Origin of the sequence: Ottowia thiooxydans, assembly GCF_040548795.1 — a bacterium.
In the GTDB taxonomy this organism is placed as follows: domain Bacteria; phylum Pseudomonadota; class Gammaproteobacteria; order Burkholderiales; family Burkholderiaceae_C; genus Ottowia; species Ottowia thiooxydans_A.
Map to the genome: position 1 here is coordinate 438,824 of NZ_JBEPSH010000001.1, position 15,616 is coordinate 454,439.

16 protein-coding genes and 3 pseudogenes are annotated in these 15,616 nt (G+C 58.3%); 13 read left to right on the top strand and 6 right to left on the bottom strand.

The features are described 5' to 3' along the window. Positions 1-91: 91 nt before the first annotated feature. Complete coding sequence (locus ABIE13_RS01955) at positions 92-853, top strand: polysaccharide deacetylase family protein (protein ID WP_354441230.1); 762 nt, start codon at positions 92-94, stop codon at positions 851-853. Between the two features lie 71 nt (positions 854-924). Continuing rightward, positions 925-1,899 carry a sterol desaturase family protein gene (locus ABIE13_RS01960; RefSeq protein WP_354440671.1) on the top strand — a complete coding sequence of 325 codons (975 nt, stop codon included), beginning with the start codon at positions 925-927 and terminating at the stop codon, positions 1,897-1,899. 58 nt (positions 1,900-1,957) lie between these two features. On the opposite strand, the gene smpB is transcribed toward ABIE13_RS01960, so the two are convergent. Next, on the bottom strand, positions 1,958-2,437 hold the full coding sequence (gene smpB / locus ABIE13_RS01965) for an SsrA-binding protein SmpB (RefSeq protein ID WP_354440672.1): 480 nt from the start codon (positions 2,435-2,437) through the stop codon (positions 1,958-1,960). Between the two features lie 136 nt (positions 2,438-2,573). Here smpB and ABIE13_RS01970 point away from each other — a divergent pair, with 136 nt between their 5' ends. Both ABIE13_RS01970 and ABIE13_RS01975 read left to right on the top strand, forming a co-directional pair. Further along, positions 2,574-3,020, top strand: a complete 447-nt coding sequence (locus ABIE13_RS01970; RefSeq protein ID WP_354440674.1) for a type II toxin-antitoxin system RatA family toxin — start codon at positions 2,574-2,576, stop codon at positions 3,018-3,020. Between the two features lie 2 nt (positions 3,021-3,022). Beyond that, entirely contained in the window at positions 3,023-3,367 is a 345-nt protein-coding gene (locus ABIE13_RS01975; RefSeq protein ID WP_354440676.1) for an RnfH family protein, read from the top strand. A gap of 37 nt (positions 3,368-3,404) precedes the next feature. On the opposite strand, the gene ABIE13_RS01980 is transcribed toward ABIE13_RS01975, so the two are convergent. Then, entirely contained in the window at positions 3,405-3,920 is a 516-nt protein-coding gene (locus tag ABIE13_RS01980; RefSeq protein WP_354440678.1) for a DUF4124 domain-containing protein, read from the bottom strand. 152 nt (positions 3,921-4,072) lie between these two features. Here ABIE13_RS01980 and guaB point away from each other — a divergent pair, with 152 nt between their 5' ends. The 3 genes and pseudogenes from guaB to ABIE13_RS01995 all read left to right on the top strand — a co-directional run. Continuing rightward, positions 4,073-5,542 (top strand): IMP dehydrogenase, encoded by a 1,470-nt coding sequence (guaB, locus tag ABIE13_RS01985; RefSeq protein WP_354440679.1) that lies wholly within the window; start codon positions 4,073-4,075, stop codon positions 5,540-5,542. Positions 5,543-5,551: 9 nt separating this feature from the next. Further along, on the top strand, positions 5,552-7,168 hold the full coding sequence (gene guaA, locus ABIE13_RS01990) for a glutamine-hydrolyzing GMP synthase (protein WP_354440681.1): 1,617 nt from the start codon (positions 5,552-5,554) through the stop codon (positions 7,166-7,168). 321 nt (positions 7,169-7,489) lie between these two features. Then, positions 7,490-7,768 (top strand): annotated as a pseudogene (locus ABIE13_RS01995) (tyrosine-type recombinase/integrase); the annotation flags it as partial. Between the two features lie 164 nt (positions 7,769-7,932). Here the strand turns inward: ABIE13_RS01995 and ABIE13_RS02000 are convergent. Next, positions 7,933-8,583 (bottom strand): hypothetical protein, encoded by a 651-nt coding sequence (locus ABIE13_RS02000; RefSeq protein ID WP_354440683.1) that lies wholly within the window; start codon positions 8,581-8,583, stop codon positions 7,933-7,935. A 174-nt stretch (positions 8,584-8,757) separates the two neighbouring features. On the opposite strand from ABIE13_RS02000, the gene ABIE13_RS02005 reads away from it, so the two are divergent. The 6 genes and pseudogenes from ABIE13_RS02005 to ABIE13_RS02030 form a co-directional block, all read left to right on the top strand. Further along, the gene (locus ABIE13_RS02005; RefSeq protein ID WP_354440685.1) at positions 8,758-9,306 is read left to right on the top strand and encodes a DUF2975 domain-containing protein; all 549 of its coding nucleotides are present in this window, start codon (positions 8,758-8,760) and stop codon (positions 9,304-9,306) included. A gap of 3 nt (positions 9,307-9,309) precedes the next feature. Next, a complete protein-coding gene (locus ABIE13_RS02010) occupies positions 9,310-9,525 on the top strand; it encodes a helix-turn-helix domain-containing protein (RefSeq protein ID WP_354440687.1) in 216 nt (71 codons plus the stop codon). 539 nt (positions 9,526-10,064) lie between these two features. Continuing rightward, on the top strand, positions 10,065-10,532 hold the full coding sequence (locus ABIE13_RS02015) for a GNAT family N-acetyltransferase (RefSeq protein ID WP_354440689.1): 468 nt from the start codon (positions 10,065-10,067) through the stop codon (positions 10,530-10,532). A 234-nt stretch (positions 10,533-10,766) separates the two neighbouring features. Continuing rightward, entirely contained in the window at positions 10,767-11,321 is a 555-nt protein-coding gene (locus tag ABIE13_RS02020; protein ID WP_354440691.1) for a DUF6624 domain-containing protein, read from the top strand. A gap of 445 nt (positions 11,322-11,766) precedes the next feature. After that, positions 11,767-12,205, top strand: a pseudogene (locus ABIE13_RS02025) (tyrosine-type recombinase/integrase); the annotation flags it as partial. A gap of 10 nt (positions 12,206-12,215) precedes the next feature. After that, a pseudogene (locus tag ABIE13_RS02030) lies at positions 12,216-12,317 on the top strand (S26 family signal peptidase); the annotation flags it as partial. 96 nt (positions 12,318-12,413) lie between these two features. Here the strand turns inward: ABIE13_RS02030 and ABIE13_RS02035 are convergent. The 3 genes from ABIE13_RS02035 to ABIE13_RS02045 are packed head-to-tail and all read right to left on the bottom strand — an operon-like array spanning position 12,414 to position 15,575. Next, on the bottom strand, positions 12,414-13,919 hold the full coding sequence (locus ABIE13_RS02035) for an aldehyde dehydrogenase family protein (protein ID WP_354440693.1): 1,506 nt from the start codon (positions 13,917-13,919) through the stop codon (positions 12,414-12,416). Continuing rightward, a complete protein-coding gene (locus ABIE13_RS02040; protein WP_354440695.1) occupies positions 13,916-15,337 on the bottom strand; it encodes an FAD-binding protein in 1,422 nt (473 codons plus the stop codon). Before ABIE13_RS02040 ends, ABIE13_RS02035 begins: the two co-directional genes overlap by 4 nt. A gap of 40 nt (positions 15,338-15,377) precedes the next feature. After that, entirely contained in the window at positions 15,378-15,575 is a 198-nt protein-coding gene (locus ABIE13_RS02045) for a hypothetical protein (protein WP_354440696.1), read from the bottom strand. Positions 15,576-15,616 lie beyond the last annotated feature (41 nt).

Consider the following 15,616-nt stretch of genomic DNA (forward strand, 5'->3'; position numbering starts at 1 on the left):
CCCCCTACGCGTTGCCAAGCCAGGGGGTGCCAGGCTAGGCGTGGCAAGGCTAGTCGGCGTTTTCAAGGGTTTAGCCCTTGTAGGCGCATCCCTGGCCTGTGTCAGCGCGGGTGCCCAAAAGCCCGCGGAGTCGACCTGCAAGCCGCTGTATCTCACGTTCGACACCGGTCATATGGACATCGCGCCTCTGATTGCCGAGGTGCTCAAACGCCAAGGTGTCAAAGCCACTTTTTTTGCCGCCAACGAACGCACCAAGGAAGGCGATGGCAGCCTGGGCGATCATTGGGCACCCTGGTGGAAAGCGCGTGCCGCCGAGGGGCATGAGTTCGCATCGCACACTTGGCAGCATGACTATTGGCGAAGCGACCTGGCCGGCTCACCTGTACGCTTTCAGGTGCGGCCTTCTGCTGGCCCCCAAGCCGGGCAGAACCTCACTTGGTCAGCCAAGCAGTATTGCGAAAGCATTGCCTTGGCGGCCAACCGCTTGACCAGCATCACTGGCAAGAAAGCCTTGCCAATCTACCGTGCCCCAGGTGGCAAAACCTCACCAACGCTGCTGAAAGCTGCAGCGCAGTGTGGCTACAAGCACGCCGGGTGGTCACCGGCAGGCTTCCTGGGAGACGAGCTTCCCAGTGAAAAGTATCCCAACGCTGTCTTGCTGAAAAATGCCTTAGCCAACATCCGGGAAGGTGACATTTTGCTGGCTCACCTGGGTATATGGTCCCGCCGTGACCCCTGGGCGCCGGCCGTGCTGGAGCCTCTTATTGTTGGCCTGAAAAACAAGGGGTTTTGTTTTGCCACTCTGCGGGAACATCCAGATTTCAAAGGCTGGATTACGTCTCATGGGGGCTAGGAATCCGCTTCCGAGCAGTGCACTAACGTCGCACAGGTAAGCTTTCACCGCATCCCATCAGAATCTGATCCATGGATTGGTTTTCCAACATCTTTGCCGCCGTGCAGCAATGGCTATTTGAGGGCCTGGTGCAGCCCCTCGCGTTTGCCGTGGGCGCAGGCAACCTGCTTGAAGACGGCTATACAGCCACTGGCTGGCTGGTGGTTGGCCTGCTTCAGATTGTCGTCATGGTCCTGGTGATAGGCCCCGCTCAACGCCTCTGGCCTGTAGAACCCGTTACTGATCGCCATGCCATCCGGGTGGACGTGATCTACACGCTGCTGCACCGCCTGGGCGTCTTCAAGCTCGCCATGTTCTTCACCTTCGATGAGTGGGCGACGCAGTTCTTTGGCATGTTGCGCGCGCAGGGGATGCCCACACTGCAGATTGACCAGGTCTGGCCTGGTGTGACCGACGTGGCGTGGGTGAGCTTTCTGCTGTATCTGCTGGTATTTGATGCAGTGGGCTACTGGGTGCACCGCTCTCAGCACCGTTTTCACTGGTGGTGGCAGTTGCACTCGGTGCACCACAGCCAGCGCCAGATGACCATGTGGACGGACAACCGCAACCATTTGCTGGACTCGGTCATAGTCGACATGGTTTTTGTGACCGTTGCTTTGCTGGTGGGCGTAGGACCTTCGCAATTTGTCGCCCTCGTCGCGATTTCGCAGTTGTTTGAGAGCCTGCAGCATGCCAACCTGCGCTGGCGTTGGCCCAATTGGGTGGAGCGCCTGGCTGTCAGCCCCCGTTTTCACCGCCGCCACCATGAGGTCACTTTAGGCCATGAGCCCGGCGTGACTGCTCAGCAACCCTATGGCGCCAACTTTGGCATCCTGTTTTCCTGCTGGGACATTCTGTTCAAGAGTGCAGACTGGAAGGGCGGGCTTAAACCCACGGGCATTCAGGACCAGATTGAAGAGGGCAGGGACTACGGGCGTGGGTTCTGGGCCCAGCAGTGGCTAGGCCTTGTGCGTCTGTTTCGGCGTGACCATAAAACCTCCGCTTGAGAAGGCGCGGATTCCAGCTTGCCTGGTTGCTACTTGCTGCGGTTGGCCAGAGCCAAAATCACCGGTTGCGGTCTTTCATGATTCGCTCCACCTCGCGCTTGCCTTCGCGGTCCTTGATGGTGTCGCGCTTATCGTGTTCAGCCTTGCCCTTGGCCAAGGCAATTTCACACTTCACTTTGCCATTCGACCAATGCAAATTGATCGGAACGAGGGTATAGCCCTTTTGCTCGACTTTCCCAACCAGGCGGCGGATTTCGTCTTTCTTGAGAAGAAGTTTCTTCGTGCGAACAGCGTCTGGACGGACGTGCGTGGAAGCGGTACCCAGAGGGTTGATCTGGCAGCCGACGACGAACAGCTCACCGTTTCGGATCACCACATAGCCGTCAGGAAGTTGGACCTTCCCGGCGCGCAAGGCCTTGACCTCCCAGCCTTCGAGCACCATCCCGGCTTCGAAACGCTCTTCAAAAAAATAATTGAAAGAGGCCTTTTTGTTCTGGGCTATGACGGGGGATTTGGATGCAGGAGATTTGGTGGCCATGGGAAACAATATGGGGGCGATGCCCGCCCGCCGCAAGTGATCTGATGCGAAGCGGCAGGCTCTGGGATCGTAACCACGTTCTTATACACGCGCTTATGCAAGAGCCTCTTAAAATCGGAGGCGAAACGTGCATTCTATGAAAACTGTCAGCAAATCAGTCCTCATCTGGTATACCCCCGAAGAAATGTTCGCCCTCGTGACCGACGTGGCGCGCTATCCTGAATTTCTTCCGTGGTGCAACTTCGCCCGTGTCATCTCTGAAGATGAGACGGGCATGCTGGCAGAAGTCGGCATCTCGTTCAAAGGCATACAGCAGAGCTTTACCACCCGCAACGAGCATGTTGCCGGCCGTGAAGTACGCCTGCATCTGGTGAAAGGGCCGTTTTCCAAGCTGGAAGGCATCTGGAAATTCAGCCCCGTGGGCGACGGCAGTCAACGAGCCTGCAAGATCGACCTATCCATGAACTATGGATTTTCGAGCACCTTGCTGGCCAAATTGGTCGGCCCCGTGTTCGACAAGATCGCCTCCAGCATGGTGGACGCCTTTGTTCAGCGTGCAGACCAGGTGTACGGAAAAACCTGAGCGTGAGCGACCAAGTTCTCTCGGTCACCGTGGTCTTTGCGCCCGCGCAGAGGCAGCTTTGGGAAGTGACATTGAAACTTCCCCTGGGCAGCACGATCAGGCAGGCCATAGATGCCAGTGGCTGGCAGGCCAACTTTCCTGAGGCCGTGCTGGAGCCGGCAGGCGCAGGTGTCTGGGGCCGCAAGGCACCCCTTGATCAGCCCCTGCAAGACCAGGACCGGGTGGAGATCTGGCGCGGGCTGACGGTAGACCCCAAAGTAGCACGGCGCGAGCGCTTCAACAAGCAAGGTGCCAGAGGAGCAGGCTTGTTCGCGCAGCGCAGGGCCGGCGCTAAATCAGGCTACTGAAAGCCCGGCCAGTAGCCAGCGTGAAGATCAGCTTGGCCTACTTGGCGCAGTCCGATTGAATAACCGACTGCACGCGCTGCTGCTCTGCAGCTCGCGCAGCATCATCCAGAAATTCCCGCTCACCCTTTTCACTGGTGCGAGTGACCCGTACGCCGGAATCAAGGCTTGCCTTGGATAAAAGAGCGCGTCTGCAGTTTTCTGCCCGCTGAGCAGCGAGTTTTTGCTCTTCTTCTTTTTTCTTCGCTGCTTCAGCGGCATCCGCCTGCTTTTTCTTCTCTTCCAGGGCTTTGTCGGTCCCGGTAGCGGCGGCGGGTGTAGGTGCAGGTGCGGCAGAAGCCGCAGGGCTGCTGGCGGCAGTTTCAGCCGGCACCCGAGGTGCTGCTCTGGTGGTGCTGCGCGGTTCCTTCAGGATGCTCTTTTGAGGCACGTCCGCAGGAGGGGGGCGGTCGCTGTAGATCTTGCGGCCATCCTTGTCGACCCACTGATATTGGGCCGACGCGGTGCCCGCTGCCACGAGCAGCAAACAAGCGGTGAAGATTCTGACGAGAGTCATTTAGTCAATTAATGAGAACATATTAATTATCTTTTCGACACTTGAAAAGCCGTGAATACGTTCTAAAGCCTGTCCACTTGGGAAAACAGAAAGGGTATCTCATGACAGGGTCATAGCGCACACGGATACAATTCTTTTTTTGGAGCTTTCACATGCGCCTTCTCGGTAACGCGCTTACCTTCGACGACGTCCTGCTCGTCCCCGCGTTCTCCCAAGTCCTCCCAAAGGACGTCAATCTCTCATCCCAGTTCACACGTGACATCCGCCTGAACCTACCCCTGGTTTCGGCTGCGATGGATACCGTCACTGAAGCGCGCCTGGCTATTGCCATCGCACAAGAGGGTGGTATCGGCATTGTTCACAAGAACCTGACAGCCCAGGAACAGGCTGTTCAGGTCGCTAAAGTGAAGCGTTACGAGAGTGGTGTGCTGCGCGACCCCGTCGTCATCACACCCGAGCACACTGTGCTCCAGGTAATGCAGCTGTCTGACGAACTGGGCATCAGCGGATTCCCAGTCATCGACCAGGGCCGTGTGGTGGGCATCGTCACAGGGCGCGATCTGCGCTTTGAGACCCGCTATGACGTCCCCGTTCGGGAAATCATGACGCCACGCGAGCGCCTGATCACCGTGCAAGAAGGCACCAGCCATGAGGAAGCCAAGGGCATCCTGAATAAGCACAAGCTGGAGCGCCTGCTGATCATTGACAACCAGGACCGCCTCAAGGGCCTGATCACCGTCAAAGACATCACCAAGCAAACCACCTTCCCCAATGCCGCACGTGACGCCAATGGCCGGCTACGCGTAGGCGCAGCCGTCGGCGTAGGGCAGGGCACTGAAGAGCGCGTGGAAGCGCTGGTCAAAGCCGGGGTAGATGCCCTGGTCGTAGACACCGCCCATGGTCACAGCCAGGGTGTGATCGAGCGCGTGCGCTGGGTCAAGCAGAATTACCCAGGTGTGCAAGTCATCGGCGGCAACATCGCCACGGGTGCCGCAGCGCGCGCGCTGGTAGAGGCGGGCGCTGACGGTGTCAAGGTCGGTATCGGCCCAGGCAGCATCTGCACCACCCGTATCGTGGCGGGTGTGGGCGTGCCCCAGATCACAGCTATCGACAACGTGGCCACAGCTTTGCAAGGTACAGGTGTGCCCCTGATCGCTGACGGCGGCATCCGCTATTCCGGTGACATCGCCAAGGCCATCGCAGCCGGTGCCGGCACCGTCATGATGGGCGGCATGTTCGCTGGAACTGAAGAAGCCCCCGGTGAAATCGTGCTCTTCCAAGGTCGTAGTTACAAGAGCTATCGCGGCATGGGCAGCATTGGCGCCATGCAGCAGGGCAGTGCAGACCGCTACTTCCAGGAAAGCAGCACGGGCAACCCCAATGCAGACAAGTTGGTGCCAGAAGGCATTGAAGGCCGCGTGCCCTACAAGGGCAGCGTGGTTGCCATTCTGTTCCAGATGGCTGGCGGCTTGCGTGCCAGCATGGGCTACTGCGGATGCGCCACCATTGACGACATGCGCAACCAGGCCGAATTCGTCCAGATCACGGCAGCGGGCATTCGTGAGTCTCACGTCCATGACGTGCAGATCACGAAAGAAGCACCGAACTACCGGGCGGATTGAAGCGGCACCATGCAACACCAGAAAATCCTGATCCTAGATTTCGGCTCGCAGGTCACCCAGCTCATCGCCCGCCGCGTGCGGGAAGCCAATGTGTACTGCGAAGTACACCCTTGTGACGTCAATGACGACTGGGTACGCGCCTACGCCGCTGACGGAAACCTGAAAGGCGTCATTCTCTCTGGCAGCCATGCCAGCGTGTATGAAGTAGACGACAAAGCGCCTGATTCAGTCTTTGCCCTGGGCGTGCCCGTACTGGGCATTTGCTACGGCATGCAAACCATGGCGCAGCAATTGGGTGGCAAGGTAGAAGGCGGGAGCACACGCGAATTCGGCTACGCCGAAGTGCGCGCTCGCGGCCATACCGAGTTGCTCAAAGGCATCGAGGACTTCCACACTCCGGAAGGCCACGGCATGCTCAAGGTCTGGATGAGCCACGGTGACAAAGTCACCGAGCTGCCCACCGGCTTCAAGCTCATGGCCAGTACAGATTCGTGCCCCATTGCAGGCATGGCTGATGAAGAGCGCCGCTTCTATGGCGTTCAATTCCACCCAGAAGTCACGCACACGGTGCAAGGCAAGGCCTTGCTTGACCGTTTCGTGCTGGAAATCTGCGGCACCAGGCCAGACTGGGTCATGCGCGACCACATCGCCGAAGCGGTGGAATCCATCCGCAAGCAAGTGGGCGACGAAGAAGTCATCCTCGGCCTCTCCGGAGGTGTTGATTCTTCCGTAGCTGCAGCCCTTATCCACCGCGCCATTGGCGACCAGCTGACCTGCGTGTTCGTTGACCATGGATTGCTTCGCCTGAACGAAGGCGACATGGTCATGGACATGTTTGCCGGTAAGCTGCACGCCAAGGTGATCCGGGTAGACGCCAGCGACCTGTTCCTTGGTGAACTGGCCGGCGTCACAGACCCTGAACAAAAGCGCAAAATCATCGGCCGCCTGTTCGTGGACGTGTTCAAGGCCGAAGCCGAAAAGCTCAAGGCCAACGGCCAAGGCAACAAAGGCGCGACCTTCCTGGCTCAAGGCACCATCTACCCTGACGTCATTGAGTCAGGCGGAGCCAAGAGCAAGAAGGCCGTCACCATCAAGAGCCACCACAACGTGGGTGGTTTGCCAGAGCAACTGGGCTTGAAGCTGCTGGAGCCTCTGCGCGACCTGTTCAAAGACGAAGTCCGTGAACTGGGCGTAGCTCTGGGCCTGCCGCACGACATGGTCTACCGCCACCCATTCCCCGGCCCTGGCTTGGGCGTGCGTATTCTTGGTGAAGTCAAGAAAGAGTATGCCGACCTGCTGCGCCGTGCCGACGCCATCTTCATCGAAGAGCTGCGCTCTCACATCGACAAGAACAGCGGTAAAAGCTGGTACGACCTCACCAGCCAGGCTTTCACGGTTTTCTTGCCAGTCAAGAGCGTGGGTGTGATGGGCGATGGCCGTACTTACGACTATGTCGTAGCGCTGCGTGCGGTGCAAACCAGCGACTTCATGACCGCAGACTGGGCCGAGTTGCCCTACAGCCTGCTCAAGAAAGTCAGCAGCCGCATCATCAATGAAGTTCGCGGAATCAACCGCGTGACCTACGACGTAAGCAGCAAGCCGCCGGCGACGATTGAGTGGGAGTGAAACCAGGTCCTCCAGGGACTATCACCAGGCATCGAGAAACCGTCGTAACGTTTTGATTTAAAAGAAGATACGTCACGGCAGCTATCGGTGGCTATCGCCGGCCAGCGAAACGGGTTGACGGTAGAACTGACGGTAAGAATCGGGGGTCTGATTAAGACCCTCTCGTTTACTATTGAGACCAAACCGGTCTTTGACGGTAAAACGCTCCCCTGGAAAGCTTGTTTCATGCGGATTTCCGGGCATCGACGGGTCTCCTGACCCCTGACGGTAAAAAAAAGCCGTCACGAAACAGGAGAAAAACCTCGATGCTTACCGACACAGCTGTACACCTGCGTTGCTGGCTCGAAGTTCGTACTGCCCTCGCGCTACGACCCGATCCGTTGCATGTCGCATGCGACCCTGAACCGGGTGACACAGCTCATTGTGGCGCGGGCCAAAGCGGCCGGTCTGCCATTGGAGCTCTTCAGCGTGCATGACCTGCGCCGCAGCGGCTCCACACTGCTCAACGAAGTGGGCTTCGATGGTGACTGGATCGAGAAGTGCCTGGCCCACGAGGAGGGGCGAACCTCGCGTTCGGTCTACAACAAGCCCGAATACGCACCTAACTCGTACGCGCTTAGAGAGGCCAGTTTCAACTTGTATTGCTGAAGCCAATTCAATGTGCGCCCCATCATCGCCAAGGATTACCGCCAGGCGACGACCGCAGGACCGGAACCCTGCGGCCATCCACCTCAGACCACCCGCATTGAGTGCTCACGGCCCCCTCACCACTTGCATCCGCGACCAGAAATGGAGTCCGCCAGCAGGAGTGGTATTGCCAGAACGCCCGCCCCGGCGTGGGCGGATCGACAGTCGGGTCGTTGAGCCCGCTCTATGGCCTCGGAGAATACCTGGTTTGCACTCTTTTTCGGGTTGGTGCCTTTGAATACTCGATGGTCAAACACCGTTGCGTCGGCGTGCTGTCGGGGCAAACTGAGGTCCAGAGGCGCGTACCTTTCTTCTCGCACGCTGAATGGCTCGTCAACCGCTTCCGTCGCCTCTGCAGATCGCGTGACCTTGACTTCGTCAGGACGCGTTGGATGGGAGCTATCGGGCGGATTGCTCCACTCTATACGTGTTCTGGAAGGACGCTCGACCGTCGCGACAGCTCGCTGCGTCGTGCGCAGCTTCTGCGTTGCCGCAGGCAGATGTCTTTCTTCAGAGGTCTGCGCGGTTTTCGTGAGCGCGCGGGGCGATGGCGATGGCGGCAGCAATCTCACCTGAATCGGCGATACAGCTTGCCTCGTGGGTGTGGCGTTCTTGCGGTCAAAGGCGTCGACCAACCACAAGGCCGCGAGATGCAGCACGGTGACCCACAACGCAATGGCGACTCGCCCGAAGTGCGTCCTACGAGAGGTTGGAGAGAGCGAATACACGGAGTTTTCTTATGGGTTGCAAGCGGATGACGGGCAAGTGGGTGCGCGTACGTGGCACAGGCCAAAGGTCCAAGCACCATACCCATCTGGCAAAAAATAAATTAAACAACATTTAATTTCTGTTTTTCGATAATTTTATCTAGAATTGATAAGTTTTCAACAAAGGAGCCCGCTGTGGATGCAGAACACAACGAAGCGAGACAGAGGATCCGCCTAGTCAGCAAGCGTTTTTCCATCGTCTGTGTGTGGTTGATGGTTGGGAGTCTCGTGGCTATCGGAGCCTACTGGCTGGTCGTGAGCCCCGAGACCTTGAGCAGGCAATGGCTGAGCGGCATGGTTTCGGTTCAATCCTTGACGCCAGTTCTTCGAGGTGTCGGCCTCGGCTTGACCTTGATAGCAGCGCTGCCGATGCTGTCAGGGCTGAATCATCTTCGCCGCCTGTTTCTTCTCTATGCTGAAGGAACGATGTTCGGTGAGTTGAATGTGCAAGCGCTGCGTGGCTTGGGACGGTGCTTGATCCTGTTCTCCATTGTCCAGATGCTTTTCACGCCAGCCATGGCGCTGGCGCTTTCCGCAGGCAATCCCCCGGGGGAACGTTTGCTAAGCGTGGGGGTCACTGTGGGCATGCTGGAGGCCGCTCTTGTCGGGGGCTTGCTATTAGTGATCGCTTGGGTCATGAATGAAGCCCGCAAGATTGATGAAGAACAACAGTTGACTGTGTAACTCATGCCGATCGTAGTAAATCTTGACGTGATGCTCGCTAAGCGAAAAGTGCGCTCCAATGAACTCGCACGTGCTATCGGCATCACCGAGGCGAATGTCTCATTGCTGAAGTCTGGGAAGGTTCGCGCAGTCCGGTTCTCAACACTAGAGATAATTTGCCAGTATCTCGATTGTCAGCCCGGTGATCTTCTGGCATACGTTCCGGCGGATGAAGAGTGAAAATTTCGGCGAGACGATAGGTGAGAAAAAAACATCGATAGTCGGCTCACTCCCCTAGTGCACTTCATTACCCGTCTGGCAGAGCGTGGGTAGGGGCGTGCCGTATGGAGCCCCCAGCAGTAAAAGATGCTAAGCAAATTACGTGAACAACAGTTTCCCCCACAATTCTTATTTCTTACAGAGGAGAGACTGTACGTTTTCTGAATTGAGGCTTATTGGACGCGTCCAGTGGAAAACGCCGCAGTTGGAAAAATAGGCGCTATAGCGAATTCTATTTCACGCGCTGACGACAGATGCCCGGATGAAGTTTTTCTGGAGCTTTAGATTTTGGATTTAGGATGCACCCGGAGCATCAAGACCGTTCTCTGAGTTAGTTATCTTGACACGCGGTAATTTTTCGCTCTCCTGAGGATGAGTAATTTTCAAGAACCGACAGGACGGCAATCACTAAACTAGATAGCATTGGAGATAACTCTCTCCAGTGCTATTTCTACGTCGTTGCCTGCGCTGCGTATGCAATTATCCCAAAAGGAGAAATAGTGAAGAGTATTGATTTCAGAATTGCTGCCCCTGAGGACGCTACGGCCTGCATCGACCTGCGAGGACGAACGCGCGAAAATGCTTTCTCTCGGGAGGATCTAAGTGCTTTGGGAGTAAATGAAGAAAGCTGGGCAAATGGCATCGCTGGAGGCAGCATGATCGGCTACATCGGCGACATAGAAGGTAGGATGATTGGCTATTGCTTTGGTGATCGCGACAGCGGAGAGATCGTCGTGCTGGCGTTACTGCCGGAGTATGAAGGATGCGGGATCGGAAAATCGCTGCTACAACTTGTTGTCGCGGAGTTCAGGCGTAGGGGATTCGCCCGGCTGTTCTTGGGCTGCGCTGCTGACCCCGGCGTGCGCTCCTACGGCTTCTATCGCCATCTGGGCTGGAAGCCCACTGGGGAATATGACGACTTGGGTGATGAAATTTTAGAGTTACTGATAGATGGACAACATGGTTAAGATTTTTGCTCCAACATTCAACGGTTGTGGTCCTGAAGTTAGCATATGCAACCAATTATCTTTCAAGGGCTTGTGCTTTGTGATTTTTATGAAGGTTATGCGCAGGGATTTGCCAGAGCGGCACAGGAATCGCTGAGCATAGTGAGACGGCGAATGTCTTGGCTTACTGCATTATTTTCAGGGCAGGACAAGGATAGGGCCAAAATATAATCTGACTCAAGAGGATCAGTGCAGATGAATGTAGCGACTGTTAGCGATTTGGAGCGGGCTCTCGTAGAGATGGCTGATGAGGATCAGCGTGTCCTCAAGCAACTGTTCAAGACTGGAGAGCTCCCCTCGGAAAAGTACCATCCGGCGATGCGTTCTGTTCACGAAAAAAATGTCGGTAGGCTGAAATCAATTATTGAGAAGCAAGGATGGCCTGATAACCTGATTGCCGGAATGAAGGGAGCGGAGGCTGCTTGGCTGATCGCTCAGCATTCCGTGTCCAACATCCCGTTCATGCAAGAATGTGCGAGCATTATGGAGCGAGGCGTGACAAGCGGCAGGGTCGAGGGCTGGCAGCTCGCCTTTCTTAGAGACCGCATCTGCACGTTAAGTGGTCAAAAGCAGATCTATGGGACACAATTTGACGTCGATGAAGACGGTTGGCCTATCCCATTTGCGATAGACAATCCCGAGCAAGTGAACCAACGGCGTTCCGCAGTCGGCCTCAATACAATCGAAGAGCGGATTTCTGAAATGCGCGCTCGAGAAACTGAGCGTAGGAATAACTTGGACGATAGCTAAAGTTGCACAGAAGAATTGAAAACGCCCCAACACGACTAGTCTCTTGGTTATTTTATTCTTGGCTGGGTTTTTTTATTCCGCTAACTGAATGCAGCGTGGCGAGCGCGGCCATATTTCCCGCATAGCCACATCCTCGATCTGCAAGGTCGGATTGCGCGATTTTTGATGGGTCGCCACTAACGGTGAAGGGCAGGGCGGGCGCATGGAGGAAGAGCAAAAAGGTGGGGCAGAGCCAGTTGGCTGCCGATGCCGTATCGAACCATTCCCCGCCGGAAGTACATCTCCAGAGGTCACTGTGTTCCAGGGACTATCGCCAGTTACTGAAAAACTGCTGTACGTGTTAATTCAGGAAAAATACGTCACGCGAGCTATTTGTGACTATCGCCGGCCAGGAAAACAGGTTGGCGGTAGAGCGGAAAATAAGAACTGGAAGTCGGACGTCTGCGACATGACCGTTAGCTGCCTCGCCGATGCCAAGATGGCCGACGGCACACGGGCGATGCGCAAGAGCATCGTTGGTCGGGACTTCTTGCCGGCGTTTAAAAACTGTCTACTCAACGAAATCAGGTCCGACGACCTAGCACGCCTTGTGCAACAAAGTGAAGGCTCGCGGCGCGCCTGCGACAGCCGTTCACGTTCGCGACATCGTGAAGCAGGTCTATGCCTTCGCCATCCTGCATGGGGAAAAGGTGGACAACCCGGCGACCGATATGGGCGCAGCCTCGATTGCGACCTTCGCACCCAAGGAGCGCGCCGTGTCGCCGCTGGAGATCCGGCTGACGTCGCGGCAGATCGAGTCGGTGGCCACGTATCCGACTATTCGTCTGCCTCTGCGCATGATTCTGCTGACGCTGGTGCGCAAAAGCGAGCTGGTCGAGGCCACCTGAGACGAGATTGACCAACCCGGCGTCGTTCGACAGGCGGTATTTCGGGCCGATCAGCGCATCCGCCGTGATCGGCATGGAGCATCCGGTCTGGCTGGAGAAACGTCCGTGATGACCGCCGACTCGCTGCACGTTGGCGTGCCTCTGGTCGTGCCATCGGGCGTGTCGAGCCGGTGGCGTTCAAGCTGTCGCCCAGCGTGCAGCCGCCTCAGGCCAGTGGCCCGTGCCCCAACCAGATGGCCTTCGTTTCGGTGTACTCGCGGATCATGTCGGGGCCAAGTTCCCGGCCGATGCCGCTGAGCTTGTATCCCCCGAACGGCACGTTGAGCCCGAATGCACGCCAGGTGTTGACCCACACCACGCCGGTGCGCAGCGCTTTCGACACCCGGGCGATCCGGTCGACGTCCTGGGACCAGAATCCGGACACAAGTCCGAACTCGGACTCGTTCGAGATGGCGATGGCTTCCTGTTCACTGCCGAAGCGGATCAGCGATCCGATCGGGCCGAAGATCTCCTCACATCGGACCCGCGACGTGCGCTCAGGCGTCGCGTACACGGTCGGCTCGACGAACAGGCCGGTCTTGCCTCCACCGAGCGCGGCGCCGGAGTGTCCGCCGTAGAGCAGTGTGGTCTCCTGCTCCTGTTCCGCGATGGCGAAGTAGCCAGTGACCTTCTCATAGTGCGGACGCGACGCCAGCGGGCCAATCTGAACCTTCGGGTCGAGAGGGTCGCCGATCACGACCTTCTCCAGTGCAGCGCGTAGCCCGGCGAGTACCTCGTCATACACGCTCTCATGCACCAGCAGGCGCGAACCGGCGTTGCAGGCTTGGCCGGTGCCCGAGATCAGGCCGGCAACAAGGCTGGGGATGGCTCGAGAGAGGTCCGCTTCGGGAAAAACGATCTGAGGTCCCTTGCCGCCCAGCTCTAGGGTCGTGCGTAGGACGCGGTTCGCCGCGGCCTTGGCGATCTGGATCCCGGCGCCGGTCGAACCTGTGAACGCCACCTTGTCGATGTCGGGGTGATTCACCAGCGCTTGGCCCGTCTCACGGCCACCCGTTACTACGTTGATCACGCCTGCCGGCACGCCAGCCTGGTGTGCCAGTTGGGCCAGCCGCAGCGTCGAGACCGGCGTGACCTCCGACGGCTTGACCACGATCGTGTTCCCCGCCGCGATCGCCGGGAACAGCTTCCAGGACAGCAGCAGCAGCGGGTTGTTCCACGGAGCGATCGCGGCGATGACGCCGATGGGCTCCGGCCGGGTCCACGCGTCGTGTCCCGGCGCGGTCGGCTGAAGCGCCGCACCGTGATCGTTGATCGCGAGATGCCGGACGTAGTCGGCCAGCGCCGGAAGCATCGAGGTGACGCCCCGCATCTCGGTGATCGTCTTGCCGTTCTCGTGGACTTGCAGCCGGGCTAGTTCCTCGACATGCTCCCGGATCAGGTTGGCGAAGACCCGCATGATCTCGGCGCGTGCGGCGATCGGTGTGTTCGCCCAATCAGGGAAGGCCGCGCGGGCTGCGCGTACCGCCTGGTCGACGTCCGCCGCTGAGCCGAGTGCTACGAAGCCCCACTCGGTCTCCTCATACGGATCGAGGCACCGGAAGGTCTTGCCATCCGAGGGGGTGGCGGCAACGCCGGCAATGAAGTGCTGGTACTGAGTATTGGGGTCGATCTCCGGGAATCGGGTCGACACTTGGAATGCGGCCGCAGTCATTGCGTCACCGGCACAGGCAGTTCGGCGCCGATTCGCAGGCCGACGCGACGACCAAAAGTGATTGACCGCAGCACGGATGTAGCGCAGGCGTACTCGTGATAGAAAAGCCCCGTGATCTCTCCTGCCGCGTACAGGCCGGGGATGGCCCGGCCCGTAGGCGTGAGGACGCGTCCATCGCTGTCGGTCTTGAGGCCACCGAAAGTGAACGTAACTGCCCCGGTGAGCGGAAAACCATAGAAGGGGCCTTCGCTCACAGACTCGGCCCAATTCGATTTGGGCGGGTTGATACCGGTCGTGGCCGCGCCATCGGGTCGGCTGGGGTCGATCCGCGTGCCAGGCACTGCGGCATTGAATGCTGCGACCGTTCTCCCAAGCCCTTCGGCGTCGATCCCGAGCTGGTTTGCTAGCTGCTCGATGGTGTCGGCAACGACCGGCGCGATGTCTGTCACGTTGAGGGCGGCTGAGTACGGATTCGCCATGTACTTCCGATCCCCGATCAGGAAGGCCTTCTGGTTCTGGTTACGCCATATCTCCCATCCGAGACGCTCGAAGGTGCGATCCAGTGTGCTCGCCCCCTCATCGAAGAAGCGCTCGCCCTGCGCATTGACCACGATGCCGAACAAGTATGACCAAACGACCGCATCGGCCTTGCGAGAGCGGGGGTCGACCCCTTCTGCGTGGATCATGTCGAACTGCCCTGAAGTGCCGGCGCCGATGTTCATCGCCATGCGAATGCCGTCGCCGGTGTTGTTCAGGATGCCGGGGGCGATGGGCACGAGGTCGACGGCGCGCTCGCCGAGATACTGGGTGAGCATCTCGGGGTTGCCTTCGAATCCTCCGCACGCGAGCAGCACGGCTTTGCCGAGCAGTGGTCGGATCCGTCCGTCTGCGCCTCGAACGTTGACACCGGCGACGAGGCCATCTTCGAGGTGCAGACTGACCGCTTCGGTCTCGTAAAAAACGTCGGTGTGCTTGTGCGCGTCAACGGCGTCGCCGACGTGATGCACGATAGACGCGCCGCCGCCGACCGGTTGCCACATCGCGTGTGTTCCGCCACCGCTCTCGTGGAATCCAAGGGCGAATAGGGGCAACTTCTCGATCTCGACGCCGAAGCCTTTCACATAGTCGAGCGCCTCCATAACGTTCGCCTCCATGATTTCGCAGTAGGTGGCGTCGGCGAGCCCGTTGCTTTGTTGGGAGACCAGATGCTTCCAGTCGGGGTCGAATTCACCGTCGTCGTTCAGGCGCAGTGCGGCATTCGTCCACCGCGTCGCGCCACCGCGTTGATCGCTCGGGGCACGTTCGATCACGGCGATCCTGGCCCGCCCGCCGCTGGCATCGTGACAACTCGCGGCGGCGGCGAGTCCCGCTGCTCCCATCCCCACGATTACCAGGTCGTACATGTTGTGCTTGGTCACTTTCGTCTCCTTTGTTGTTAATCAAATGTTCAGTCGTGGGTCACCATCTAGAAACCGCAGTTGAAGGTGGCGTATCCGGACGGCTGCGAATGCAGGCCAGGTTGTGCTCTGATCTTCCCGAAGGCGTTGTGTGGGACGCTGATCGCGAACGTCGCAGAGACGCTTCGAGTGCGAGGGCGCGCCCCACGCCAACGCCACCATTGGTGATGACCACATTGGCCTCCTTGAATACGGTCATGTCTGTCTCCCTACTTCTTTCATGCGATTTTTGGTCGATGC